Source organism: Mycolicibacterium baixiangningiae, from assembly GCF_016313185.1.
In the GTDB taxonomy this organism is placed as follows: Bacteria; Actinomycetota; Actinomycetes; order Mycobacteriales; family Mycobacteriaceae; genus Mycobacterium; species Mycobacterium baixiangningiae.
In genome coordinates, this window is record NZ_CP066218.1 from 2,532,712 (window position 1) to 2,558,781 (window position 26,070).

General features: G+C 67.9%; 22 protein-coding genes and 1 tRNA gene. 12 read left to right on the forward strand and 11 right to left on the reverse strand.

Features of this window, described 5'->3' with window-relative positions; all coding sequences use genetic code 11:
* Positions 1 to 77 precede the first annotated feature (77 nt).
* From I7X18_RS11860 to I7X18_RS11870, 3 genes are read right to left on the reverse strand one after another with little or no spacing between them, the layout of a single operon-like run.
* A complete protein-coding gene (locus I7X18_RS11860; RefSeq protein WP_193047396.1) occupies positions 78 to 380 on the reverse strand; it encodes a Rieske (2Fe-2S) protein in 303 nt (100 codons plus the stop codon).
* Complete coding sequence (gene nirB / locus I7X18_RS11865) at positions 380 to 2,851, reverse strand: nitrite reductase large subunit NirB (protein WP_193047397.1); 2,472 nt, start codon at positions 2,849 to 2,851, stop codon at positions 380 to 382. Before nirB ends, I7X18_RS11860 begins: the two co-directional genes overlap by 1 nt.
* On the reverse strand, positions 2,852 to 3,205 hold the full coding sequence (locus I7X18_RS11870) for a molybdopterin oxidoreductase (RefSeq protein WP_193047398.1): 354 nt from the start codon (positions 3,203 to 3,205) through the stop codon (positions 2,852 to 2,854).
* Positions 3,206 to 3,369: 164 nt separating this feature from the next.
* Between I7X18_RS11870 and I7X18_RS11875 the strand changes: the two genes are divergently transcribed.
* On the forward strand, positions 3,370 to 4,791 hold the full coding sequence (locus tag I7X18_RS11875; protein WP_193047399.1) for an MFS transporter: 1,422 nt from the start codon (positions 3,370 to 3,372) through the stop codon (positions 4,789 to 4,791).
* A gap of 109 nt (positions 4,792 to 4,900) precedes the next feature.
* Complete coding sequence (locus I7X18_RS11880) at positions 4,901 to 8,926, forward strand: bifunctional nitrate reductase/sulfite reductase flavoprotein subunit alpha (RefSeq protein ID WP_193047400.1); 4,026 nt, start codon at positions 4,901 to 4,903, stop codon at positions 8,924 to 8,926.
* A gap of 5 nt (positions 8,927 to 8,931) precedes the next feature.
* Here I7X18_RS11880 and I7X18_RS11885 read toward each other — a convergent pair.
* Positions 8,932 to 9,017: transfer RNA gene (locus I7X18_RS11885), tRNA-Leu, on the reverse strand.
* 78 nt (positions 9,018 to 9,095) lie between these two features.
* Between I7X18_RS11885 and I7X18_RS11890 the strand changes: the two genes are divergently transcribed.
* Positions 9,096 to 10,430 carry a M20/M25/M40 family metallo-hydrolase gene (locus I7X18_RS11890; protein WP_193047401.1) on the forward strand — a complete coding sequence of 445 codons (1,335 nt, stop codon included), beginning with the start codon at positions 9,096 to 9,098 and terminating at the stop codon, positions 10,428 to 10,430.
* A 542-nt stretch (positions 10,431 to 10,972) separates the two neighbouring features.
* Here the strand turns inward: I7X18_RS11890 and I7X18_RS11895 are convergent.
* The 3 genes from I7X18_RS11895 to I7X18_RS11905 all read right to left on the reverse strand — a co-directional run bounded on the left by I7X18_RS11895 (position 10,973) and on the right by I7X18_RS11905 (position 13,563).
* Positions 10,973 to 11,455, reverse strand: a complete 483-nt coding sequence (locus I7X18_RS11895) for a hypothetical protein (protein WP_193047402.1) — start codon at positions 11,453 to 11,455, stop codon at positions 10,973 to 10,975.
* Between the two features lie 137 nt (positions 11,456 to 11,592).
* Positions 11,593 to 13,239 (reverse strand): alpha/beta hydrolase, encoded by a 1,647-nt coding sequence (locus I7X18_RS11900; protein ID WP_193047403.1) that lies wholly within the window; start codon positions 13,237 to 13,239, stop codon positions 11,593 to 11,595.
* A gap of 3 nt (positions 13,240 to 13,242) precedes the next feature.
* Positions 13,243 to 13,563, reverse strand: a complete 321-nt coding sequence (locus I7X18_RS11905) for a WXG100 family type VII secretion target (RefSeq protein WP_193047404.1) — start codon at positions 13,561 to 13,563, stop codon at positions 13,243 to 13,245.
* Positions 13,564 to 14,625: 1,062 nt separating this feature from the next.
* Between I7X18_RS11905 and I7X18_RS11910 the strand changes: the two genes are divergently transcribed.
* The gene (locus I7X18_RS11910; RefSeq protein ID WP_193047602.1) at positions 14,626 to 15,159 is read left to right on the forward strand and encodes a YbhB/YbcL family Raf kinase inhibitor-like protein; all 534 of its coding nucleotides are present in this window, start codon (positions 14,626 to 14,628) and stop codon (positions 15,157 to 15,159) included.
* A gap of 2 nt (positions 15,160 to 15,161) precedes the next feature.
* On the opposite strand, the gene I7X18_RS11915 is transcribed toward I7X18_RS11910, so the two are convergent.
* Positions 15,162 to 15,935: a GntR family transcriptional regulator gene (locus tag I7X18_RS11915; RefSeq protein WP_193047406.1), complete on the reverse strand. Its 774-nt coding sequence runs from the start codon at positions 15,933 to 15,935 to the stop codon at positions 15,162 to 15,164.
* A gap of 114 nt (positions 15,936 to 16,049) precedes the next feature.
* Between I7X18_RS11915 and I7X18_RS11920 the strand changes: the two genes are divergently transcribed.
* Genes I7X18_RS11920 through I7X18_RS11950 form a run of 7 tightly spaced genes read left to right on the forward strand, consistent with a single transcriptional unit; the run spans position 16,050 to position 23,272 of the window.
* A complete protein-coding gene (locus I7X18_RS11920; RefSeq protein WP_193047407.1) occupies positions 16,050 to 16,844 on the forward strand; it encodes an inositol monophosphatase family protein in 795 nt (264 codons plus the stop codon).
* Entirely contained in the window at positions 16,841 to 17,119 is a 279-nt protein-coding gene (locus I7X18_RS11925) for a hypothetical protein (RefSeq protein WP_193047408.1), read from the forward strand. The genes I7X18_RS11920 and I7X18_RS11925 overlap by 4 nt, the downstream gene beginning before the upstream one ends.
* Positions 17,120 to 17,129: 10 nt before the next feature.
* Entirely contained in the window at positions 17,130 to 18,704 is a 1,575-nt protein-coding gene (locus I7X18_RS11930) for a sodium:solute symporter family protein (protein ID WP_226864069.1), read from the forward strand.
* Positions 18,704 to 19,969 (forward strand): M20 family metallo-hydrolase, encoded by a 1,266-nt coding sequence (locus tag I7X18_RS11935; RefSeq protein ID WP_193047410.1) that lies wholly within the window; start codon positions 18,704 to 18,706, stop codon positions 19,967 to 19,969. Before I7X18_RS11930 ends, I7X18_RS11935 begins: the two co-directional genes overlap by 1 nt.
* Positions 19,966 to 21,375: an amidase gene (locus tag I7X18_RS11940; protein ID WP_193047411.1), complete on the forward strand. Its 1,410-nt coding sequence runs from the start codon at positions 19,966 to 19,968 to the stop codon at positions 21,373 to 21,375. The genes I7X18_RS11935 and I7X18_RS11940 overlap by 4 nt, the downstream gene beginning before the upstream one ends.
* Positions 21,372 to 22,307 (forward strand): phosphotransferase, encoded by a 936-nt coding sequence (locus I7X18_RS11945; RefSeq protein WP_193047412.1) that lies wholly within the window; start codon positions 21,372 to 21,374, stop codon positions 22,305 to 22,307. The genes I7X18_RS11940 and I7X18_RS11945 overlap by 4 nt, the downstream gene beginning before the upstream one ends.
* Positions 22,308 to 22,309: 2 nt before the next feature.
* Positions 22,310 to 23,272, forward strand: a complete 963-nt coding sequence (locus I7X18_RS11950) for a choline/ethanolamine kinase family protein (protein WP_232375460.1) — start codon at positions 22,310 to 22,312, stop codon at positions 23,270 to 23,272.
* Here the strand turns inward: I7X18_RS11950 and I7X18_RS11955 are convergent.
* Genes I7X18_RS11955 through I7X18_RS11965 form a run of 3 tightly spaced genes read right to left on the reverse strand, consistent with a single transcriptional unit; the run spans position 23,269 to position 25,618 of the window.
* On the reverse strand, positions 23,269 to 24,342 hold the full coding sequence (locus tag I7X18_RS11955) for a quinone-dependent dihydroorotate dehydrogenase (protein WP_193047414.1): 1,074 nt from the start codon (positions 24,340 to 24,342) through the stop codon (positions 23,269 to 23,271). The two genes, I7X18_RS11950 and I7X18_RS11955, sit on opposite strands and share 4 nt — an antisense overlap.
* Positions 24,339 to 24,569 (reverse strand): DUF5703 family protein, encoded by a 231-nt coding sequence (locus tag I7X18_RS11960; protein ID WP_193047603.1) that lies wholly within the window; start codon positions 24,567 to 24,569, stop codon positions 24,339 to 24,341. The genes I7X18_RS11955 and I7X18_RS11960 overlap by 4 nt, the downstream gene beginning before the upstream one ends.
* Before the next feature lie 17 nt (positions 24,570 to 24,586).
* Positions 24,587 to 25,618, reverse strand: a complete 1,032-nt coding sequence (locus tag I7X18_RS11965; protein WP_193047415.1) for a YncE family protein — start codon at positions 25,616 to 25,618, stop codon at positions 24,587 to 24,589.
* 133 nt (positions 25,619 to 25,751) lie between these two features.
* Here I7X18_RS11965 and I7X18_RS11970 point away from each other — a divergent pair, with 133 nt between their 5' ends.
* Complete coding sequence (locus tag I7X18_RS11970) at positions 25,752 to 26,063, forward strand: hypothetical protein (RefSeq protein ID WP_193047416.1); 312 nt, start codon at positions 25,752 to 25,754, stop codon at positions 26,061 to 26,063.
* Positions 26,064 to 26,070 lie beyond the last annotated feature (7 nt).

Genomic DNA, 26,070 nt, shown 5'->3' on the forward strand with positions numbered 1-26,070 from the left:
CGCCACCATGGCCAAATCGACGGCGATTCGTGGTCACGATGAATTACGATTCCCGGTAACGATTCGGGCGCGGGACCTCAGCGGCTGATTCGCACCGTGCCGTCCACCGCGGCGACGGGATAGCTGCGCACCGACAGCTCGGCCCCGGCCGCCTCGGCGCCGGTGCACAGATCGAACGTGTGACCGTGTAGCGGGCACACCACCACCTGACCGTCGGACAGCCCGTCGGCGAGCGGTCCGCCGCGGTGCGGGCACACCGCGTCGAGAGCGCGCAGCGACCCGTCCCGCAGCCGGAACACCGCGATCTGGTCGCCGTCGACTGTGAACGTGCGGCCTTCGCCGACGGGGATCTCGTCGAGCGACCCGACCTCCACGTCCATCACCGCACCGGCACCTGGGGGAGCGGCAGCAGCGGCAGTGACGTCCTGAACTGGCCCTCGGTGGCCGGCTCCTGCCCGTCGCGCCACGGGTCACGGTAGGCGTCGACGGATTTCTGCATGTTGGCGTCGAGCTGTTCGGCGATGCCCTCGCTGTCGTCGACCACCACGGCGCGGATCTTCTCGATGCCCAGGCGCGGCACCCACGCGTAGGTGCGTTCCAGCCAGTTGGCATTCTCCCGGTAGTACTGCAGGAACCTGCCCGTCAGCGTCATCACTTCGTCGGGGGAGTCCACGGTGGCGAGCAGGTCGCCCTTGCGGATGTGCGCCCCCGCAGCACCGCCGACGTAGATCTCCCACCGGCCGCCGTCGATCGCCACCACCCCGAGGTCCTTGCACAGGGACTCCGCACAGTTGCGCGGGCATCCGGTGACGGCCAGCTTCATCTTCGCCGGGCTCGCCAGCCCCTTGTACCGGTCTTCGATCGCGATCCCCAGCGCGGTGGAGTCGCCGACGCCGAAGCGGCAGAAGTCGCTACCGACACAGGTTTTCACGGTGCGGAAGCTCTTGCCGTACGCGTATCCGGACGGCATGTCCAGATCCGCCCACACCGCGGGCAGATCCTCCTTTCGCACCCCGAGCAGATCGATGCGCTGACCGCCGGTGAGTTTGATCATCGGGATCGAGTACTTGTCCGCGACGTCGGCGATCCGGCGCAACTGCCAGGTATTCGTGACGCCGCCCTTCATCTGCGGTACCACCGAGAACGTCCCGTCCCGTTGGATGTTGGCGTGCACCCGGTCGTTGATGAACCGGGCGTCGCGCTCGTCGACGAATTCGTCGGCCCAGATGACCTCCAGCAGTGAGGCCAGCGCCATCTTGGAGGTGGCCTCCTCCTTGCCGTCCGGGGCGAGCGCGGCGAACACCGAGGACACCGAATGCAACCGGAGGTCACGGATGTGACGGATCAACGTCTGCTTGTCGTAGGGGATGCCCGGCACGTACCAGGACGCCGACGGATCCTCGCTGACGGCGCCACCGGCCGCCCATTCGACGATCTGCCCGACCAGCTGCTTACACGAACCGCATCCCTTGCCGGCCTTGGTCTTCGCCATGACTCCGGACACCGAGGTCTCGCCGTCGCGCACGCACGCCGCCAACGCGCCCTTCGACACGCCGTTGCAGTTGCACACCTGCGCATCGTCGGCCAGTTCGGCCACGCCCACTTCGACGCCGGGAGTGCCGATGTCGAACATCAACGACACCCGCTCGTCCGGCAGCGGCAGGCCGCTGTCGAACGCCTGGGTCAGGAACGACACCTTGCTGACGTCGCCGAGAAGCGTTGCGCCGATGAGCTTTCCGTCGCGAATGACGATCGTCTTGTACACCCCGCTCTTGGGCTCGGAGTACTGGACGAATTCGTCGTCGGGCAGCTCGGGCCCCTTGAGTCCCATCGACGCGACGTCGACCCCCGCGACCTTCAGCTTCGTCGCTGTGCGGGAGCCGTGATACGCCGCCGCGACGTCGGTGCCGGTGAGGTGGTCGGCCAGTACGCACGCCTGCTCCCACAGCGGCGCCACCAGCCCGTACACCTGGCCGCGGTGCTGTGCGCATTCACCGACCACGTAGATGTGCTCGTCGTCGACCGAGCGCATGTGGTCGTCGACCACGATGGCGCGCTCCACGGTCAGCCCGGCCCGCTGCGCGAGGCCCACATTGGGCCGGATGCCCGCCGCGAGGACCAGCATGTCGCAGTCGATCTCGCTGCCGTCGGAGAACACGATGCCGCGCAGCGTGCCGTTGTCGCCGGTGCGCACCTCGGTGGTGCGTTTGGACATGTGCACCGTGATACCCAGCCGTTCGACCGAACGCCGCAGGATCGCACCCGCGGTGTCGTCGAGTTGGGCGTTCATCAGCGTCTCGCCGGCGTGCACCACCTCGACCGTCAGACCCCGGTTCTGCAGTCCGCGTGCGGCTTCCAGGCCCAGCAGGCCACCACCGATCACCACCGCCTTTCTCCGGTGTTCGGCCTCGGTGATCATGCCCAAGCAGTCGTCGAGCGTGCGAAAACCGAAGGCGCCGTCGACCAGCGTCTTGTTGTCGGCCCACAACCCGGCGATCGGGGGGAAGAACGACCGGCTCCCGGTGGCCACGATCAGCTCGTCGTAGCGCTGGACGGTGCCGTCGTCAGCGTGCACCAGCCGGGCGTACGGGTCGATGCGCACCACCCGCACCCCGGCCCGCAGGTCGATACCGTTTTCGGTGTACCAGGTGACCGGGTTGAGGTAGATCTCTTCGGTGTCGTCGCTGCCTGCGAGCACGTTCGACAGCAGGATGCGGTTGTAGTTGCCGTACGGTTCGTCGCCGAACACCGTGATGTCGAACATGTCGGCTCCGCCGCGGGTGAGGATCTCCTCGATGGCGCGTACCCCGGCCATCCCGTTGCCGATGACGACGAGCTTCCTGCGCGTCATCTAGACCTCCACCAGTCCGAGGTCGACGATCATGGTTCCGGCGCATCCGGTGGGTGCGGCGACGAACAGTTCGAGCACCGTGTCCCCGAGGATGTCCTCCACCACGCGCAGCGCCACGTGGGTGGCGCCCTTGGCCGCGATCGGGAAGTACCGCATCGGTTTACCGTCCCGGAACAGGACGGCGGTGACCATCTCGTCGCTCGAATTGCCGCCGCGGAAGTACACCGGCTGCGCGACCGCTCCGGCCGGCACGACATAGCGCAGACTGGCGTCGATCGGCATGGGTTTGTCCAGGCCGTTACCTTCGAACTCGAAGGCGCCCTGCAGGAATCGTGGAGTGCTGCCGTCGCTCATGCCTACGACACGCTAGGCCGATGATGTTTCGGAGTCGTTTCCGATGCGAGTCCGCCGTGAATCCCGTTGCGCACCCGGTCCGGTACGACGGGTGTGAGCCGGTGTTGACATGGTGGACACGACGGGGCAACCGCGGCGGAACCGCGCCACAGTAGATCTGGGGTATGAGCCGCGACCGCTACATCGCCCACTGGGATGCCGAGGACATCGACGCGTGGGAAGCCGGCGGAAAACAGATCGCCAAACGCAATCTGATCTGGTCGATCTTCGCCGAGCACGTCGGTTTCTCGATCTGGTCCATCTGGTCGGTGATGGTGCTGTTCATGCCGCAGGACGTCTACGGCATCGACGCCGCAGGCAAGTTCTACCTGGTCGCGATGCCGACCCTGGTGGGCGCGTTCATGCGGATCCCGTACACGATCGCGCCCGCGCGGTTCGGCGGCCGTAACTGGACGATCGTCAGCGCGCTGCTGCTGCTGATCCCGACGCTGCTGACGTGGTACGTGATGAAGAACCCCGGCACGTCCTACACGACGTTCATGCTGGTGGCGGCGTTCGCCGGCTTCGGTGGCGGCAATTTCGCCTCGTCGATGACGAACATCAACGCCTTCTACCCGCAGCGGCTCAAGGGCTGGGCGCTGGGGCTCAACGCCGGCGGCGGCAACATCGGCGTCCCGGTGATCCAGCTGGTGGGGCTGCTCGTGATCGCGACCGTCGGCAACACCGCCCCGGAGATCGTCTGCGCCGCCTACCTCGTCCTGATCGGCCTCGCCGCGGTGGGCGCGGCAACGTTCATGGACAACCTCGGCAACCAGCGCTCGACCCTGAGCGCACTCGGGGAGGCGTTGCGCTACAAACATTCCTGGGTGATGAGCTTCCTCTACATCGGCACCTTCGGATCGTTCATCGGCTTCTCGTTCGCCTTCGGGCAGGTGCTGCAGATCAACTACCTGGCCGGCGGTGACACCCCGGCACAGGCCTCGCTGCATGCCGCGCAGATCTCGTTCATCGGACCCTTGCTCGGCTCGATCTCGCGGCCGTTCGGCGGCAAGCTCGCCGACCGGATCGGCGGCGGCCGCATCACGCTCTACACCTTCGTCGCGATGATCTTCGCCGCCGGGATCCTGGTGACCACAGGGGTGCTCGACGACGGGATGGCGGGGGCGCCGACCGGTGCTCAGATGGCCTTGTACGTGGTCGGGTTCATCCTGCTGTTCATCCTGTCGGGCATCGGCAACGGGTCGACCTACAAGATGATCCCGTCGATCTTCGAGGCGAAGGCCCAGGGCCATGACGAGTGGAACGCCGGGGAGAAGGCGGCGTGGTCGCGCAGCATGTCGGGGGCGTTGATCGGTTTCGCCGGGGCGGTCGGGGCGCTCGGCGGCGTGGGCATCAACGTGGTGCTGCGCGCGTCCTACATCGGTGATGCGAAATCGGCCACCAACGCCTTCTGGGTGTTCATGGGTTTCTACGTGGTCTGCGCGATCGTGACATGGATTGTCTTCCTGCGGATGGCGAGCGCGCGCGCCGGCGGCGGCGACCACATCGGCCGGGCCGCGGCACCGGCATCCGCCTCGGCCGGCTGACCAGCGAGGATGCTGCTCACCGGGCGGGTATCGACCCGGTGAGCACGAGTTTTCCTGCCGATAACGTCCGCGGAAACCAACCGGAACAGGGTCCGCGGACCATGGCCTCATGGCGGTGACCAGAACTGCGTGCTCGTACTGCGGTGTCGGTTGCGGCATCGAGGTGCACACGGACCTCCTCAACGACGCAGGCGGCGATCGTCCGGTCATCGCCCGGGTGTCCGGGGACAAGTTGCACCCCACCAACTTCGGCAGGCTGTGCACGAAGGGTGCCACACACGCGGAGATGATGCGCGCCGACGACGGACGTCTCAAGTCGGCGCTGCTGCGGCCGGGCCGGGGCGACGAGGCGGTGCCGGTCCCGGTGGACGATGCGATCGCCGAGGCGGGCCGGCGGCTGCGGGCGATCGTCGACAAACACGGACCGGATGCGGTCGCGTTCTACGTGTCCGGGCAGATGTCACTCGAATCGCAATACCTGGCAACCAAACTCGCGAAGGGCTTCCTGCGCACCAAGTACATGGAGTCCAATTCGCGGCTGTGCATGGCCAGTGCGGGCACCGGGTACAAACAGTCGCTCGGCAGCGACGGGCCGCCGGGGTCGTACACCGACTTCGACCTGACCAACCTGTTCTTCGTCATCGGGTCCAACATGGCCGACTGCCACCCGATCCTTTACCTGCGGATGGCCGAGCGGCTGAAAACCGGCGCGAAACTCATCGTCGTCGATCCCCGCCGCACCATCACCGCGGACAAGGCAGACCTCTACTTGCAGATCAAACCGGGCACCGACCTGGCGCTGCTCAACGGGCTGCTGCACCTGCTCGTCGAGAGCGACGACATCGACGAGCAGTTCATCGCCGAGCACACCGAGGGCTGGGAGCAGATGGTCGAGTTCCTGGCCGACTACCCGCCGGCGAGGGTCTCCGAGATCACCGGTATCGGCGAATCCGACATCCGCCTGGCCGCGGCAATGATCGCCGAGGCGGGGGACTGGATGACGTGCTGGGCGGTGGGCGTGAACCAGAGCACCCACGGCACCGCGAACACCACCGCGATCTGCAACCTGCACCTGGCCACCGGGGCGATCTGCCGGCCCGGCAGCGGACCGATGTCGCTGACCGGTCAGCCCAACGCGATGGGCGGCCGCGAGATGGGGTACATGGGGCCGGGACTGCCCGGTCAGCGGTCGGTGATCTCCGCCGACGACCGGGCGTTCGTCGAAGAGGAATGGGGTCTGTCGCCGGGCACCATCCGCACCGAATTCGGGCCGGGCGCGGTCGACATGTTCGAGCGTCTGGCCGCCGGGGAGATCAAGGCCTGCTGGATCATCTGCACCAATCCGGTGGCCACCATGCCCAACCGCAAGACCACGATCGCCGGTCTGGAAGCCGCCGAACTCGTCATCACCCAGGACACCTACCGCGACAACGCCACCAACCGCTACGCCGACATCGTGCTGCCCGCCACGCTCTGGGCCGAATCCGATTTCGTGATGATCAATTCCGACCGCAATATGACACTGCTGCAGCAGTCCATCCCGCCCGCGGGGCAGGCCCGCCCGGACTGGCAGCTGATCTGCCAGATCGCCGCCCAACTCGGCTACGGGGACGACTTCAGCTACGGCAGCAGCGCCGAGATCTTCGACGAGATCCGCCGATTCACGAACCTGCGCACCGGATACGACCTGCGCGGCGCGAGCTACGAGCGGCTGCGCCAGACACCGCTGCAGTGGCCGGTGCCGCCCGCGGGCGAACCCGGTGGCGACGACGACCGTCACCCGATCCGCTACCTCAACGACGGGGTCAGCCAGCACCTGTACGTCGACGCCGACGGACATCGGCCCCGGCTGGCGTTCGCGACCCCGTCGCGGCGCGCGGTGTTCGTACCCCGGCCGCACGTGGACGCCGACGAACTGCCCGACGCCGACTACCCGATCGTGCTCAACACCGGTCGGCTGCAACACCAGTGGCACACCATGACCAAGACGGGACGGGTCGACAAACTCAACAAACTCAACGGCGGGCCGTTCGTGGAGGTGCACCCCGTCGACGCGGTCGCCCTCGAACTGACCGAGGGTCAGCCGGTCGAGCTTGCATCGCGGCGCGGCCGGGCGGTGCTGCCCGCGGTGATCACCGACCGGGTGCGTCCGGGGAACTGTTTCGTGCCGTTCCACTGGAACGACGAACACGGCGAGTACCTGACGATCAACGCGCTCACCAACGACGCCGTCGATCCGGAGTCCCTGCAGCCGGAATTCAAGGTGTGCGCGATCAGCCTGCGGCCGGTGAAGCCGGTGGGCGCCGCCAGTCCTGTCGGCCGCACCCGCACACCGGCCTTCACCGAGGACGAAAAGCTCTATCTGGCAGGGTTTTTCAGCGGTATCGGCGACGCTCCGTCCGGCGTGCCGGTGCTGCCGACGCACGCGCCGGTGCGCGCCGAGGTGCGGCTGTGGATCGACGGGGTGCTGGCCGGACGCTACTCGCGCGCCGAGCCGGCGCGGGCGGAGGCGCCGGCAGCCGGGCACGGACCGCTGGTGCTGTGGGCGTCGCAGACCGGCACCGCCGAGGAGTTCGCGGGGCAGGTCGCGGCGAAGCTCGGCGACGCGCAGGTGCGCAACATGGACGAGGCCACGCTGACCGACCTCACCTCGGCGCGCGACGTCGTCGTGGTCACCAGCACGTTCGGCGACGGGGGCCCACCGGACAACGGCGCCGAGTTCTGGAGCCGGCTCGAAGCGCCGGACGCCCCCACGCTCGACGGGGTCCGCTATGCGGTGCTCGGCATCGGGGACCGGTCCTACGACGACTTCTGCGGCCACGCCCGGTCGCTCGACGAGCGGCTTGCCGCACTGGGTGCCACCAGGCTGCGCAGCCGAGGGGAATGCGAAGCCTACGAGGAAGAGCCGATGCACGGGTGGGCCGACGACGTCGCCGCGCTGCTCGGTGGCACGGGGGAGTCCACACCGGCACGCGGCGGCACGGCGACCACGACCGCGACCAGGACCCGGCCCGCCAAAACGGCCGAACCGTTCACCCGCGCCAAACCGGTGCTCGCTCCGCTGGTCCGCAACACGGTGCTGAGCGCGCCGACCTCGGACAAGGAGGTGCGCCAGTTCGGATTCGACATCTCCGAACACGACGTGTCGTATGCGGCGGGCGATTCGCTGGGCGTGTTCGCGCGCAACGATCCACGGGTCGTGGACGCCTGGCTGGATGCCACCGGTATGCGCGGAGACCACGTCGTCGAGGTCGACGGTGCCGAGCGGACGCTGCACGATGCGCTGGTCTGCTGCTACGACATCCGCCGGATCACGCCGAACATGCTGCGCTTCGTCGCCGACAACAGCCGCGACGCCCGGCCGCTGCGCGCGCCGAAGGAGAAGCTCGACACGTGGCTGCGCCGCAGGGACGGCCTCGACATCGTGCGCGAATTCGCCGTCCACGCCGACCTGCAGCAGTGGCAGGAGGTGCTGGTGCGGCTGACCCCGCGGAACTACTCGATCTCGTCGAGCCCGCTGGTCAGCCCGAACGAGGTGCAGCTGACCGTGGGCGTGGTGCGCTACCGCGGCGCCGACGGAGGAAGCCGCGGCGGGGTGTGCTCGACGTACCTCGCCGACCGGGCCGGGGGTGCGCCCGTGCCGGTGTTCCTACAGCGCTCACCGCACTTCCGTCCCCCGCAGAACTCCGACACCCCGATGATCATGGTCGGCCCCGGCACCGGCATCGCCCCGTTCCGCGGCTTCCTACAGGAGCGCCGCGCGCTCGGGCACACCGGGCGCAACTGGCTGTTCTTCGGCGACCGGCACCGCGGCGAGCACTTCTACTACCGCGAGGACCTCGAGGACATGGTCCGCGACGGGTTCCTCAACCGGCTCGACCTCGCGTTCTCCCGCGATCAGCGCGAGCGGGTGTACGTGCAGCACAAGATGTCCGACTACGGCGCCGACGTGTGGCGTTGGCTCGAGGACGGTGCGCATTTCTATGTGTGCGGTGACGCCGAGAGAATGGCCAAGGACGTCGACGCCGCGCTGACCGCGATCATCAAAACCCACGGCCGGATGTCCGACGAGAAGGCCCACGACTACAAACGGGGCCTGGTGGCGGACAAACGATACGTCCGCGACGTCTACTGAAACTGTGTCCGAGGGGGGACTTGAACCCCCACGCCCGTTAATAGGGCACTAGCACCTCAAGCTAGCGCGTCTGCCATTCCGCCACTCGGACCTGCACCCCCGTCGCACGCGGGCAGCTTAGGCTATCGGATCAGGCAGCCCGAACCCAAACCCGGTGTTACTGGTACGAATGGACACTGTGACAGGACCCGCGGATGAGGTGGTCGAGCTCGTCAGCTCGCTGATTCGTTTCGACACCTCCAACACCGGAGACCCGGCCACGACCAAGGGCGAAGGTGACTGTGCGCGCTGGGTCGCGGCCCAACTCACCGAGGTCGGCTACGAATGCGAATACCTGGAGGCCGGCGCGCCGAACCGGGGCAACGTCTTCGCCCGCCTGCCCGGTGCCGACCCGACGCGCGGCGCGCTGATGATCCACGGCCATCTCGACGTGGTGCCGGCCGAACCGGCCGACTGGAGCGTGCACCCGTTCGCCGGCGCGGTGCACGACGGCTACGTGTGGGGCCGCGGCGCGGTCGACATGAAGGACATGTGCGGGATGATGATCGCCGTCGCCCGCCACTTCAAACGCGCCGGCATCGTGCCGCCCCGCGACCTGGTGTTCGCCTTCGTCTCCGACGAGGAACACGGCGGCACCTACGGCGCGGACTGGCTGGTGAACAACAGGCCCGATCTGTTCAACGGCGTGACCGAGGCGATCGGTGAGGTCGGCGGCTTCTCGCTGACGGTGCCGCGCCGCGACGGCGGCGAGCGCCGCCTCTACCTCATCGAGACGGCCGAGAAGGGTCTGTCGTGGATGCGGCTCACCGCGCGCGGCCGGGCCGGGCACGGATCGATGGTGCACGATGACAACGCGGTCACCGCCGTCGCCGAGGCCGTCGCGAAACTGGGGCGCCACCAGTTCCCGCTGATCCTCACCGACCCCGTCGAGCAGTTCCTGACCGCCGTCGCCGAGGAGACCGGGTACTCGTTCGACGTGGACTCGCCGGATCTGGACGGAACGATCGCCAAGCTCGGCGGCATCGCCCGCATCGTCGGCGCCACGCTGCGCGACACCGCCAACCCCACGATGCTCAGCGCGGGGTACAAGGCCAACGTGATCCCGCAGACCGCGGAGGCCATGGTGGACTGCCGCGTGCTGCCGGGCCGCAAGGAGGCGTTCGAACGCGAGGTCGACGCGCTGATCGGGCCCGACGTGGTCCGGTCCTGGGAGCGCGACCTGCCGTCGTACGAGACGACGTTCGACGGCGACCTCGTCGAGCAGATGAACGCCTCGCTGCTGGCGCTGGACCCCGACGCCCGCACCGTGCCCTACATGCTCTCCGGCGGGACCGACGCGAAGTCGTTCCAGCGGTTGGGGATTCGCTGCTTCGGGTTCATCCCGCTGCGGCTGCCACCGGAACTCGACTTCGCGGCGCTGTTCCACGGCATCGACGAACGGGTTCCGGTCGACGCCCTCGAATTCGGCGCCCAGGTTCTGCAACACTTTCTCGAGCACTGCTGAGCGGTCCCGCCCACGCGAAAGGACATCATGGCTTTTCGTAGTGTGATTCGGCAGGTCGCGAGCTATGGAGAGTCAATTGGAGCGAATCGGAACTAGTTTGACTGGTTGTATTGTGGCGCAGTACATCTCACGCCCGTCGTTTTCGATACCGCACGAGTGATTTTGAGCCGTGGTGTGGTGTGCTGCGGACTGTCCTGCGGACTGTGCCAGAGTTTCCCGGAAGATGTGAGAGACCTGATGCGGCTTAGCCCCGAAGCGACGAACGTCCCCCCGTCGCAGTGACGGGGGGACGATCCCACGGAGGGGCGGCGAGCCGACGCGAGCCCTGGCCGAATAACGCTCCGATTACACAGCCGACCCACCCACTTACGCCGGAACTGGCCCAACCAACCGCCGCTGGTTTTCCCACCTGATCGGTGCGTGCCCGATTCCAGATCGTCGGCCTATACAAGGCGACCGTCGCCGAGCGGCACCTCGCTTAGTCGGTGAAGTGACCGGCGAGCAGCCCGGCGGTAAGTCAGCGTTGGCCTCGGCCTCGGCAGTCAGCCCGCCGATTGTTCGATCACCAGCGATTTTTCAACGTCACCTTCTCTACTCTGCGGGAAGCACGGCGAGGAGGCGATAAGCGAGGGCGGTTGGCTCGGGTCAGGCCGCGAGCCGATCTGCAAGATGTAACCGTCGGGAGCGTAACCAAAGCGGTTCGGCTTATCGAATCCATTGCGCTCCAATACTTGCCAGCCCCAACTTTTCCAAAGTTCACCAACCTGAGCGATTACCGCGCCGTAGTTCGTTCCTGGCGGAAAAGTCATATCGCGCCAGTCGGTGACCTTCACGGGCGGGTCGTCAGCGGTTGGATCGTCCTCGCAGAATGAGGTGCCGTTACCGATCGCGTAGCGGGTTCCGTCGAGGCTTGTGCCTCTGGGCAAGGCGTTGACCGTCTGCACCAAGTAGCGGTTGATGGTGTCCTGCGCTTCCCGTTGGCTCGATGGAACGACGGGCGATGTGGGGGTCGGCACTTGCTCCATCGGTCCTCCTGGTATCTCCGTGGCACCTGTAGGCACTGCCGGTCCGAGTGAACCTGACTCCGGTCCTGCGCATGCCGCGGCGGTGATCGCGGCTGTGCTGACGGCGATGATGATCGCCTTGCGCATAACGACCCCTGTCATGGCGTGAAGGTAGGTGGCGTAAGGCCCTCAGGCTTTCCGGCGATGATCCGGCCCATGTTGAGAAGGGCGGGGTTGTCAGGACTCCAATAGCTGCTGTGTGCGTCGACCCCGAAGTTGCTTGTTGGCCCGGCTGCTGCTTCGAATGGGACTGCGCCGAAGCTGCTGCCCATTGGGTCCGGTCCGAGCGTGGCGTAGGTAGCGATCCCGATGACGTCGTTCTCCGCGCGCGATGCGTATACCTGGGCGCCGTCGGGAAGGCTGAGCTGCCCGGCGTTGTCGGCCAACATGCCTGGCCCGCCCACCGACACAACGTTGTTGGCATCCAGATGGTGGCCGTCCATCCCCGCGGCGCCGACCAGAGTCGCGCCGTAGCTGTGGCCGATAACCGTGTTGGTCGACGCGCCGCCCGCCGCGACGTCGTCGTGCGAGGCTCGCATGCCGGCTTGGAAGTCGTCGAGAGCCTGAGCACCATTGTGCGCATAGCTCGTCGACGGCGCGTCAGTGATGACGTTCATCGGCCGGTCGTAGCCCATCCACGTCGTCATGGACACATCATCGGGGCGAAGGTTCCGGTCCGCATTCAAGGTCGCTTGCAGCATCGCTTCTGATTTCTCCGTGCTGAACTCAAGGCGGGTGAGGTCTTGCCCGGTGCCGGGCACGAACGTTCCATTCCGCTTAGCGGTGTCAGGATCGTTGATGGACACTGCGGCGTGACCCTGGTCGTCGATAAACCCGAGGTAGCGAGGGAGGCCGTCGGGTGAGTCGAGCGACTTCTGCACTTGTTCGTATCCTTGCCGCTCGCGCTGCGCGTTGTCCCACTGCGTCTTGAAGTCTCTGAATCCCGGCGGACTCGGATTCGGTACATTCGATCGCCCGTCGGTCCACTCAGGATGTTCTAGTGCAAGACGGTCGATTTCAGCTTGGTTGGCTTGCTGTAGCTCCGTGAGGTGCAGCTTGTTGTAGTGGCTCCGGTCGACGAATGGCATGCCAGGGTGGTTGCCGATGCTGTGGTCTCTGGCGTAGAGGTAATCCTTCTCCTCTTGATCCAGCTTGTCCCACAACTCATTGAACTGCTCCGGGTCATCCGGCAAGGGCTTGCCTAGTGCCTCCTGGATTGCCGGGTCGTTCGTGTGGGGGGTGTCGGGGATCGGCGCCTGGCCAGTGGCCATGGCGATGGCCCGCGACAGTTCCTGGTCTGCCTGGGCGGCTTCCGCGAGGATGGCGTCGAGCTTGGGCTGAAGCTCCACTTGTTTGAGGAGCACCTCCATCGGCGGTACGCCGGCTGACCCTGGTCCCGCCTCTACGGTGTTGCTGATCGGGTCGATTGCCATGCCGGCGCCTTCGGCCTCCGCCCGCAGGTTGGCTAGATCCGCCTTCACTTTGTCAACATCGTCCGCGGCCTTGCTCGCGGCCTGTGCGACGGCCAGCGCTTCCTCACCATGAGCATTGAGGTCCCGCCGCGTTTCGTTAATCGCATCCCTCGCGGACTCCGACGCCTGACCACCCCATGTCCCGAACGCCGGCAATTCTGCGATACCGTTCGCGGCTTCGGAAGCGGCTTCGGCACGGCTTCGCGTGGCGTGAAAAACTTCGCGGACATCGCCGGAGTTCCAGCGATCGATGTCTTCGACGGAGACGGTCACCGTCTAGAGACCGAGGTCGAGTTCGCTGGCCGCGTCTCGAACGTTTGAGGCGGAGTCGAGGTCGACGTTCTGATAGGCCGCCGCCCCCGTCCGCAAGCCGTCCGCGTGATCGATCATTCGTCCGAATAGCTTCGACGTATCGGCTTGCCACTTTGACATCGCCGCTTCTGTAGCCGCGGCTGAATTCGCAGGTAGACCGGGCTGCGCGGAATCTATCCGGGCGTCCGCCGCGAGGTGTTTGGACTGCACGTTGTCAGCATGGGTGTCGAGCGTAGCTGCGGAGACATGCAGGTCTTCCGGCGTAACTCTGACCTGTTCGGGCACGATCGCCTCCTCGCGTGCCGGTGTTGCTCGTGTATCGAGGATAGCGGCCGATGGTGGGGCGGGGACCCGGCAATTTGTAGTTGCTGCTGATGGAGCCCACGATTCGGTGACCTCAAACCGGATGCGGGCGACACGGCGCAATAAAGGCGCACCGCCGCCTCGAATCGAGACGAGCAGATCCGCGGCCCGTTAGGTCAACGACGCCTGGAAGCCGCCCCTCCCGAAGGGAGATATAGGGCGGTCTGGGCAAGGGTGCCGAGAGGCCGGCGACCGGCAGCCGCCAACCCTCTGGGAACCCATTTCCAATCAGTCGAATCAAAGTCGAGACGCCATTGGCCGTCGTTCGGCATCGCCAGCCGGCGGGGGGCTGCACCCTTTGCGGCGCCGCCTGTCGACGAAGAATGGTCTCTAACCCTTCGCGTGCGGGCAGTGGGTTCCCACCACGCGCTGGGCGACGGCGAAGCACGGGTGCAATTGGTCCGACACGTCGATCTCTCGAAGAGGAACCTTCTCCCAGCGCGGGAGGATCGTCGCATCGGGCAAGCCTCGGTATCCGCCACTAGTGGATGCTTTGAGCTTTTGCTCTATCGCGGTGTACCACTCCTCGGCCACCACCCCGAACGTCGTCACCGACATCCGTGGGTCGACATAGCCGCCGGTCTGAATCTCGGCCGTTCACCTGGTTGATTCGCTGCCGCGCGTCCACCTTGCGGTCGTAGGATGCGGTGCGTTCCTGCCCCTGGTGGTCAACCCAGCGCGCCATCCAGCGGCGACCGGTGCCATGGCGGGCTATACACACCGTGGTGCCTGGGGTGCCATGCTTGGTGTCGATGCACCACGTCCCAGCCGTTCCGCCGCTGTCCGAATTATTGGGACTCTCGCCCCGCCGAACCGAGCGATGCCATCGGTCCTCCACGCCTGCGCGCTGCCCTCGCTTGCCCGCCATCGTCGGAAACTCGAGCCGTGTTGCGGACTGTGTGCGGACTGAACCACTCTTGGTTTCGCATGATGCCGTACTGAACTGCAATTTCTGAAGTGCTCACCCAGAGAGAAAAGGACATCATGGCTTTTCCGTACAACCCCTACGAGTTCCTCCCCGAACTGCCCTCGTTCACGCTGACCTCCGAGTCGGTGACCGACGGGCAGCCGCTGGCCAACGATCAGGTGAGCGGGCTGATGGGGGCCGGCGGCTCCGACGTGTCGCCGCAGCTGTCGTGGTCGGGCTTCCCCGAGGAGACGCGCAGCTTCGCCGTCACCGTCTACGACCCCGATGCGCCCACCGGGTCCGGCTTCTGGCACTGGGCGGTCTTCAACCTGCCCGCCACCGTCACCGAACTGCCCGCGGGTGTGGGTGACGGCAGCGCGAAGGGCTTCCCGGGTGATGCGGTGACGCTGGCGAACGACGCCGGGATGAAGCGCTTCGTCGGCGCCGCCCCGCCGCCCGGACACGGGCCGCACCGCTACTTCATCGTCGTGCACGCCGTCGACGTCGAGAAGCTGGACATCCCCGAGGACGCCACCCCGGCCTACCTCGGGTTCAACCTCTTCAGCCACGCCATCGCCCGCGCGATCATCCACGGGACTTACGAGCAGTAGCGCTAGATCGGACGGGCGCTGATCTGCGACTGCGACCGCACGTGCAGGCGCGTGCGGTCGGCGCGGAACAGGTCGATCGAGTACTCGACCGCGCGGTCGTGCTGGTCGTAGCCCGTGCGCAGCACCTTCAGCACGGGGCTCCCGGCGGTCCGGCCGAGCAGGGCGGCCTCGGCCGCCGGCACCGCCGCCACCTCGATGGACTCGTCGGCCACGCAGATCTGCAGTCCGAACTGGGTGCGCAGCGTGCGGTAGAGGGAGCTCATAGGGGTGCTCAGCACGCCGGCCAGCTCGGGGAGCAGATACATCTGTTCCAGCGACAGGGTGTCCCCGTCGGCGTGGCGCAGCCTCAGCAGGGAGACCACCTGCTCACCGGGGGACAGCCGCAGCGCTGATGCGACATCCGGGCGGGACGACACCCATCCCGCGCGGATCACCGACGTGCCGCCGGCGAAGCCCTGCTCGTGCAGGATCTCGGGGATCCCCTTGACCGTGTTGAGGCTGCGCAGCACGCTGCGGCTGTGGCAGTACGGCTGGGCTGCCTGCGGTGACACGTCCCGTGCGGGCACCCCGGTGAGGTAAGCGCCGCCCGCGCGGCCCCGGACCCGCTCGATCGTGCCGTCGGACTCGAGCAGCTCGAGTGCTTTGCGTACCGTCGTACGCGAGGTGCCCAGACGCTCGGCCAGCGCCCGCTCGGTGGGCAGCCTGGCTTCGCCCCTGGCGGTCAGCTCGTCGGCGAGTCGCCGGAGCGCGGTGTGCGCGTGTGCCAGCGCAAGCATGACGCTCACGGTAGTGCGGGCAGTTCCCTGGCTGCACCTCCGCCCCGACAGCGTTACGTGGGCTTAACACGACGCCGAACGAACCAGAAATGGTCTAGCGGGATCGTGAAGTCCGTGACCGACACCCGCACCGAGCGCGTCCGGCTGGGCCTGGCCATGGCCGAGGAGGCGGGCCGGATGTCGCGCCGTTACTTCGACACCCGCGGTCTGGACGTCGAGGTGAAGGCCGACGGATCACCGGTCACCCGGGCCGACCGCGAGATCGAGCTCGCCCTGCGCGACGCCGTCGCCACCCGGTTCCCCGGCGACGGGTTCTCCGGTGAGGAGTACCCCGATACCGATGGCGACAGCGGCTACCGGTGGATCGTCGACCCGATCGACGGTACGAAGTCCTTCGTTCGCGGTGTGCCGCTGTATGCGAATCTCGTTGCCCTGCAACAGGGTGACGAGATCGTCTTCGGGGTCATCAACCTGCCCGGCGCGGATGTGGTCGTGCACGCCGAGCGCGGCCACGGCTGCTGGCGCAACGGAGTGCGGGTGCATGTGTCGGACCGGCCTGCCCTCGACGGTGCGTACGTGATGGCGACTTGGCTCGAAGACTGGGACGCCGGTGTCATCGGCGACCTGCACAGCCAAGGCGTGGTGCTGCGTACCTGGGGTGACGCGTTCGGTTATGCGATGGTCGCCTGCGGCCATGCCGACGGGGTCGTCGACTACCGCGCGCACGCCTTCGATCTGGCGCCGATGCCGGTGATCATCGAGGAAGCCGGGGGCCGCTTCACCAGTCTCGACGGACGTCGCGTCATCGACGCGGGCAACGGAATCGCCACCAACGGGTTGATCCACGACGCGCTGCTGCCGTGGGTCGCGCCCGCACACACCAACCACGAGCGAGGGATTCGAGTATGACAGCGATGATCAAACGGCTGGAACGGCGCAGTATCGTCATCTTCTTCGGCGCGCTGTACGCGGTCGCGCTGCTGTTCGCCCTCTTCCCGCCGCTGTACCTCTGGGGCAGCGGGGTCCGCTACGAGATCCTCGGGATCCCCTTCGCCATCATGTACTGGATCATCAACGCCCTGGTGCTCGGACTGACCCTCACCGCGTTCTACATCGTCGAGCACATCCGCGGTGAACTCGACGACGACTCGACCGAACCCGTGACCGAGAATTTCGGAGGCTGATATGTGGGTCATGCTCGGTATGCTCGCGGCGTTCTACGCCGTGGTCGTCGCCATTCTCTATGTCACTCAACAGAAGACCGCGCCCACCTTCGACGAGTACGCGGTCGGTGGGCGGCGGTACGGCCCGTGGTATGTCGCGATGAGCTACGTCAACTCGTGGTGGCCCGGCTCCACCTTCATCGCGTTCTTCGGATTGGCCGCGGGCGCAGGGGTTTTCGGCCTGTACGGGCTGGCCTACTCGACTCTCGGTGTGGCGATGATGTACTTCATGGCCACCCGCGCATGGCGGTGGGGCAAGCGTTACGATCTGCGCTCGCAGCCCGACCTGCTGGGCAAGCGGTTCAACTCACCCGCGGTCAAGGTGGTCGCCAGCGTCATCGGCATCGTCTCCCTGTTCCCCTGGGTGGTGCTCGGGATGCAGGCGTTGGGCACGGTATTCGAGCTGGCCAGCGACGGCGCCTGGTCGGTGACGACCTGTCTGCTCGTCGGTCTGGCGGTGATCGTCATCCGCCAGTACTGGACCGTGCGGATGGGTATGCGCGGGCTGATCATGACCGACGCGTTCCAAGGCACGGTGGCCTACGTGTTCGCGGCGGTCGTGTGCCTGATCCTGCTCTCCGGGGTGGCCGGCGGGCCGGTCAGCTTCGCCGCACTCGGTGACGTCGCGGACAAGTACCTGGTGCTCCCCGGCGACGGCGACGCGTACGGACCGCTGTATATCTTCGCCCTGATCTTCACCGGTGTGGTCGGGTCGCTGTGCTGGCCCACCAGTTTTCAGCGCATCTACACCGCCTCGAGCGTGCGGTCGGTGAAATCCGGAACCTTGTGCACCGTGCTGATCTCCGGCGTTTTCTACACCCTGCTCATGCTGGTCGGCATCGCCGGGACCGGGATGGCGGGCGTCGCGGACAACCCGCAGGCCGGCTGGTTCACCATCATGAGCGACTACGGCGGCACGTGGCTGCTGGGCCTCGGCGTCACGATCGTGTTCGCCGCCTCCATGGGCCACATCGACGGCAGCGTGCAGGTCTGCGGTCTGCAGATCGCGAACGACCTGGTCAACACCGAGAAGCGGCCGCTGTCGGACAAGCAGCTCACCTACGTGGCGAAGACGTCGATGATGGTGTTCATGGTGCTGGCCGGCGTCGTCGCCTATGCCACGTTCAGCATGACCCGCCTGCAGTTGCTCGCCCAGATCTCCTATCAGGGTGTCGTGCAGCTGGCGGTGCCGCTGTTCCTCGGCATCTTCTGGCGCGGCGGCAACAAGCAGGGTGCGGTGGCCGGGATGGTCTCCGGCTTCGTCGTCGCCATGGTGCTGACGTGGATCTACCCCGACGACATCCGCGCGCTGGGCAGCCTCACCGGCGGGATCGTCGGTATCCTCGTCAACCTCGCGGTGTACCTCGGTGCCGCCCTGCTCATCCGACCCGACGACACCGAGAAGGCCAGGGTGGAGGCGATGTTCGAGGCCGCCAAGACCACGGTGCGCGGCGCCGCACCGGTTGACGAATCGCTCGACGATCAGCTGCACGACATGGCCAAGGAGTCCCGGGAGCGGGCCGCTGCGGCGGACGGGACGGTGTGATGACGGCGGACCTCGACGCGGCGGCGTTCCTGGCCGACTTCGCCGAGCTGTCGGCGATCGGGGCCACCCCGAGCGGCGGTGTCGACCGGGAAGCCGCCACCGCCGCCGACGGACAGGCGCGCGAGTGGCTGCGCGGCTGGTTCGACCGGCACGGCCTGACCACCCGGGTCGACGCGGTCGGAAACATGTTCGGCTGTGCGGAGTTCGACTGCGCGGAATCGGACACCGACGCCCCCTACGTGCTGATCGGATCGCACCTGGACAGCCAGCCCACCTCGGGCCGGTTCGACGGCGCCTACGGTGTCCTGGCCGGGGCGTACGCCGCCGCGGCGGTGGCCGCCGACCCGCCGGTCGGTCCCCGTTTCAACGTGGCGGCGGTCAACTGGTTCAACGAGGAAGGCTCGCGGTTCTCCCCGAGCCTGATGGGCAGCGCCGTCTACACCGGCAAACGCAGCGCCGCCGAGGTGCTCGACACCGTGGGCCTCGACGGTGTCACCGTGCGGGACGCGCTGTCCGCCATCGGGTTCCAGGGATCCGACGACGCGCCGAAGGCCGGCGCGTTCGTCGAGATCCACATCGAACAGGGCCGCACCCTGGTCGACGAGGGGTTCGACATCGGCGTCGTCACCGAGAACTGGACGGCCTACAAGTACGCGGTGACCGTGCTCGGTGACCAGTCCCACACCGGGGCCACCCACATGCGCTACCGCCACGACGCGCTCGTCGGCGCCAGCGAGGTGGTGCTGGCGGTGCGGGCCGTGGCCGACCAGTTCGGCCCCGACACCGTGCTCGGTTCCGTCGGGCATTTCGTGGTCGAACCGAATTCGCCGGTGGTCGTGCCGTCGCGGGTGCGGCTGGCCGCCGACCTGCGTTCGCTCGACGCCGATGTGCTGGAGCGGGCGCACCTCTCGCTGCTCGACCGGTGGGCCGGCATCTCCGACGGCGGTGAGGTCGTGGTGCGGGTGGACTCGGCGGCGCTGCGGCCCGCGGGCGGCTATCACCCCGCCGGTATCGCGCTGGCCGGGGAGGCCGCCGATGGGCTGGGACTGCGGTGGCGGACGCTGCCGACGATGGCCGGCCACGACTCGGTGAACCTGCGCGACACGGTCCCCACGGTGATGTTGTTCGTCCCCAGCGTCGACGGCATCTCGCACAACGAGCGCGAATACACCACCGACGAGCAGATGGTGGCGGGCCTGCGGATGCTCACCGCGACCGCCCGCGCGACGGTCGGCGGCGCACTCGAGGCGGCCAGTCTCACGTGAGCGAGGAGTTGCTCGACACTCCTGCCGAGGCACTGCGGTCGGCCTATCGCACAGGCGAAGTGACACCGCAGGACATCCTCGAACACACCCTGGACCGCATCAACAGGACCAACCCGGTGATCAACGCGCTGGCGTTCGTCGCGGTCGAGTCGGCGCGGGATGCGGCGCGCGCCTCGGGCGAGCGCTGGGCGGCAGGCACGCCCCGCTCCCCGCTGGACGGCCTCCCGGTGACCATCAAGGACAGTGTGCACGCCACGGGCATGCCGTGGCGCCATGGCTGCGCCGCGAATCGCCACCTCCCGGATTCCACCGGCGACGCGCCGCCGGCCGCGCGGCTGAAAGAGGCGGGCGCCGTCATCGTCGGCAAGACCACGATGCCCGATTTCGGCATGATGGCCGCCGGGGTGAGCTCGCTGTACGGCATCACCCGCAATCCGTGGGATCCGTCGCGCAACACCGGCGGGTCGAGCTCGGGCGCGGGTGCGAGCCTGGCCGCCGGTATCGGGTTCTCCGCGGTCGGGTCGGACATCGCGGGTTCGGTGCGGTTACCTGCGGGCCACTGCGGTCTGGTGGCGCTCAAACCGACCCAGGGCCGCATCCCGCACCTCGCGCCGTCCACCGTGCGTTCCGCCGGACCGATGGCACGCACGGCCGACGACGTCATGGACCTCTACGACGTGCTGAGCCGGCCTGATGACCGCGACCTCTGGAGCCTCGCCCCCGAGGTCGGAGCGATGGTGCGGGAACCGTTGCTTCCGAACGGATTACGCATCGGAGTGCTCACTGAGTTGGGATACGGCGCGGAGGTGGCCGACGACGTGCGGGCCGTCCTCGGCGACGCCGCCGATGCGTTGCGCGACGGCGGCGCGACCGTCTCCACCATGGCGCCGGTGTTCACCGAGGACGCCCACCGGCCGCTGGACCGGATGTTCCAGGTCCGCGCGCTGGCCGAACTGCACAGCATCCCGTCCGATCGCCACCACCTGGTGCACCCGGCGATCCGGCAGTGGTGCGCACCCGCCGGGCAGTTGTCCGCGACCGATCTCGCGCGCGACACCGACGCCGTCGCGCGCTCTGCTGAACGGATGCGCAGCGCCTGCGCCGCCTACGATTTCGTCATCGCGCCCGTCATCCCGGTTGTCGGGTTCGCCGCCGACGCGTGCGGAGTGGACCCCGCGAAGCCGCTGGGGCACTGCGGGTTCACCGCGTGGTTCAACCAGACTGCACAGCCCGCGTCGGCGCTGTGTTTCGGCCGCAGCGACGGGATGCCGGTGGGAATCCAGGTGATCGGCCCCCGATTCGCCGACCGCGACGTGCTGCGACTCACCAAGTGGCTCGAAGCCCGCCGGCCGTTCACCCTCGACTGGCCGGTGACCGCGGCCCAGACAGCAGGAGGCCGACCATGACCACTGTGACCGAACCACCGGTGGCTGCGCGATTGCGGGCGCTGGGGTTGTTCTCCGGCACCGACATCACCGCCGACCCCACCCCGGTGATGGCCAGCCCCAGCTGGTGGGGTGCGGACTCCGAAGGCTTCGACGTGCGTGCCGGTGCACAGCGGGTGTTCGTCAAGGCCATGGCGTCCCACGTCGGCGCGTACGTGGACATCACCCAGGCCTTCGCCGCGGCGACCGAAGCCGGTGAGCGTGGGGTGGGGCCGCGGGTGTTCGCCGCCGACGCGGCGGCGTCACTCCTGGTGCAGGAGAACTTCGTCGAGGACGCACACACGGCGACGCTGGACGTGTTCGACGACGACACCCGGCTCGCAGAGCTGATCGCGCTGCGCGCGCAGGTGCGCGATTTCACCGCCATCACCCGTCGGGCCACGGTGTTCGACGACATCCGGACCCTGTCGGCCTTGGCCGCCGCGCGGTCGGTGCCGACGCCCACCGACTTCGCGTGGATGTGCCGCCTGCTGGACATGGCCGAGAAGCGAATCATGGCAACGGGTTTCGACACGGTACCGGCGCACGGTGACGGCAACGTCTCGAACGTCCTGCTGCCCGCTGACGGCCGCATGCTCCTTGTCGACTGGGATGTCGCGGCGGTGATGGACCCGCTGCAGGACATCGGGGTGCTGCTGGCCGAGGTGCGTCCCTTCGACTCGGAAGGGCGCGCCGCGTTCGAAATGGCCTGGGGCAGCTTCGATCAGGCGCTGTTCGACCGCGCCCGGGTGTACGGCGTCGCCGACTGTGTGCGCTGGGGGTTGATCGGTGCCTACGCCGACACCGCCCGCCCCGGCACCCTGGAGTACTCGAAGTTCTCGGACTGGCAGTTCGTGCGGGCCCGGGCCTGGCTGACCGACGTGCACTTCCACGACCGATTGGGAAACCTGTGAGCGTGACCGCCCCCGACGACACCGGCAACCGGGCGCTCGGCTCCGCCCGTACCGCGGCCGAACGGCGGGTCGAGGAGGTGCTCGCGCAGATCACGCGGTGGCAGGGCAGCGACGTGCACTACGCCCCGGTGCTCGGTGGTCTGCAGAACAGCAACTGGCGCATCACCGTCGACGGTGCGGACAAGCGCTACTTCCTCAAGATCCCCGGCGACGGGTCCGATGCGTTCATCGACCGCGACCTGGCCAACGAGGCCGCCCGGCGCGCGGGGGAACGGGGCATCGGTGCGGAGGTGGTCCACTTCGATCCGGACAGCGGGGTCGAGGTCATCGAATTCCTCGAGGGCTACCGCGCCTGCACCAACGGCGATTTCAAGGACCCCGGCATCCCGCGCCGGATCATCGAGATCTACCGGGCGCTGCACGACGGTTCGCTGTTGAGCGGGACCAAGACGATGTTCGACATGATCGACGAGCATCTGGACCAGGCGACCGAGATCGGCGTGCGCCTGCCCGCGGACGCAGAGTTGATACTCGGCGAGTACCGGGTGGTCAAGGCGGCGCTGCTGGCGTCCGGGCTGGATCTGGTGGCCTGCCACAACGATCCGATGCCCGGCAACTTCCTCGTCGCCGAGGGTCAACCGATGCGGATGGTTGACTACGAGTTCGCGTCGAACAACGAACGCGCCTACGAGCTCGCGCTGTTGATCACGGAGATGTTCTACGGCGAGGAGCAGATGCTCGAACTCGTGGAGGACTTCTACGGCAGGGCGGATTTCGCGACCCTGGCACGCGTTCAGGTGTGCGGCGCCCTGGCCGACGTGAAGTGGGGGCTGTGGGCCTGCGTGAACCAGCAGCTGAACAACAGCTGGGACTTCGATTACCACAAGTACGGCTACTGGAAGTTGATGCGGGCCCGGATGAAGATGGCCGACCCGCGCTGGGCGTTCTGGGTCAACGCGCTCTAGGCATCGCGCAGGGCGGTGCCCACCGCCTCAGACAGCGATGCGAAGCCCTCGGCCTGCAGACGCTGAGCGAGCCCGTCGTGAATGTGCTTGGCCCACAGGCCGCCCCCGTAGACGAAGCCGGTGTAACCCTGCAGCAGCGACGCGCCGGAGATGATGCGCTCCCACGCGTCGTCGACGGTCTCGATGCCACCGACGCTGACCAGCACCAACCGGTCACCGGCCCGGCGGTACAGCCGGCGCAGCACCTCGAGGGAGCGGGCGGCGACCGGGGCGCCGGAGATGCCGCCCGGACCGAGGTCGGCCACCCCCGGCGTCATGAGCCCGTCGCGCGACACCGTGGTGTTGGTGGCGACGATCCCGGCCAACCCCAATTCGATTGCCAGATCGGCGATTTCGTCGACGTCGGCGTCCGACAGGTCGGGCGCGATCTTGACCAGCACCGGTGTCGAGGTCTGGGCACGCACCGCGGACAGGATGGGGCGCAACGACTCCACCGCCTGCAGATCGCGCAGGCCCGGGGTGTTCGGTGAGCTGACGTTGACCACCACGAACGTGGCGAGCGGGCCGAGCAGCCGGGCGCTGTGCGCGTAGTCGTCGACCGCCTGCTCGGCCGGGGTGGTCTTGGTCTTGCCGATGTTCACGCCGACGGGCGCGTCGGGGGTGTGCCGGGTGAGGCGCTGCGCCAGCCGGGCCGCGCCGTCGTTGTTGAACCCCATGCGGTTGAGCAGCGCCCGGTCGGCGGGCAGGCGGAACAACCGCGGCTGCGGATTACCGGGCTGCGGATGGGCGGTCACGGTGCCCACCTCGGCGAACCCGAAACCCAGCGCGGCCCAGGTGTGCAGCCCGTGGCCGTCCTTGTCGAAGCCCGCCGCCAGCCCGAGCGGCCCGGCGAACCGCACCCCGAACACGGTGCTGGCCAACACGGGATCACTCGGTGCGAGGCGGGCGCGCAGTGCTCGGCGCAGCGGGCGCGGCGCGGTGAGGGCGCGCAGCATCGCGAACACCCAGGTGTGGATGCGCTCGGGGGAGATCAGGAAGAGCACCCGCCGCAGCGCGTGATAGCCGGTCACTGTCCCGGTTGCTCCGCCGCACCCGCGGTCTTGCGTCGGCGCAACAACACCCGGCGGCTGCCGTCGGTGTAGGCCCGCACCCGGGTCAGCTCCCAGCCGCGGTATTCGGCCTCGATGGACAGCCGGATCGACGCGCTGATCCTGGTGACATCGGGCGGCAACCGCAGCGGCACCCACTCCCAGTCGTCGGACGCCTCGGCGACCACCTTGTCCCAGGCCGCGGGCATCCGGCCGCGTGCGACGCTCACCGCGGCTCCGCCGCATCTGTGAGGACCTGCACGCCCGCTCCCGTCCCTGACACCACATACAGCGTGCCAGACGCATCGTCGTAGGCGAGGAGGTTCGGTTGCTGCACGGTTCGGTGACGCACCTTCTCGACGGGTATTCCGGTGGACAGATCGTAGCCAATCACGGTGTTGGTCGCCGTCTGCGACACCCAGGCCAGCCCGGTCGACCCGGCCAGGCCGTACGGGGCGTCGGGGACCGGGTAGCGCTGCCTCATGATCAAGGGGTCCGTGCCGAACACCAGCAGTGCGTCCCCGCGGGTGTCGGCGACCAGCACCCGGCCCTGCGGATCGGCGGCCATGGTGGTCGCGCCCTCACCGGCGCGCAGGGCCTGGGCTGCCTTCGTCCCACTGGCGTCGACCGTCGTCACCGAGGTCTGCCCGCGGTCCAGCACGACGGCCGTATTCCCCTGTGTGACAAGCACATCCACCCGCGCGAAGATCCCCAGCCGGGCCTCCACGGCGGCGTCGGAAGCCAGCGTCAGCACCGCGCCGTCGGACGTGCCGAGTACCAGGCGTCCGTCCTCGCGCCGGGCGATGGCGGTGAAGTCGGTGTCCGCCTCACCGTCCACGTCGACCTGGTCGACCGCACCCGCGGCCACGTCGACCCGCAGGTATCCGCCCCGGGTGGACAGGTAGAGGCCGCCGTCGCCGTCACCGGTCATCGCCGTCGCCGGCCCGGGTGTCAGCACGGTGCGCGGCGCCGCTGCGGGGGGCAGCACCGTCAGCGCCGACTGTCCCTCCGGCCCCGGCCCAAGTACCACCAGTGACCGGGTGGCCGGATCGAACAGCGCGGACCGGGAATCGGGCCCGAGCGGCCGCACCGTGCCCTCGGGTGCGCCGGTGACCGGGGGTGAGGCCGCGGCCGAGGCGGGGGTGATGGTGGGCGGTGGCGCGTCGACCGGGTTCGACGAACAGCCGGCGGTGCCGACTGCCAGTGCGGCGAGTGCGGCGATCAGCGGCTGGGATCGGAGGTTGAGGCGCAGCGGCACGGGGTAGCTCTCGGGTTGTGCGAACGGACGGTGTCGGCATTCGTGGGTTGGTGGGCCAGTCTAGGCAGGATTGGACCGGTCCAATTCCTGCGTTCGGGGTCGGGGCCTCCATAACTCAAGCTATGGTCGGGGTATGACGCTGGTCACCGAGAGACACCCGGACAGCGCTGGGTTCGTGTTCGAAGACATCTCCACGGGCGTGCATGCCAGTGGGTTCGGCCAGATCGGCGACGGCCGCAGCTTCTCGTTCCACCTCGAGCGCCAGTACCTGGTCGTCGAGGTGTACCGGCCCCGCCTGCGCGCCCCGGTCCCCACCGAGGACGACGTGGTCGCCTCGGCAACCCGCAAGCTCACCGACATCGATCTCACCGACGAGCGCAGCCTGGCGGCCGCCGTGCGCGACGCGGTCTCCTCGGCCCAACCGGTGGCGCGACCCGGTCGCTGACACGCCC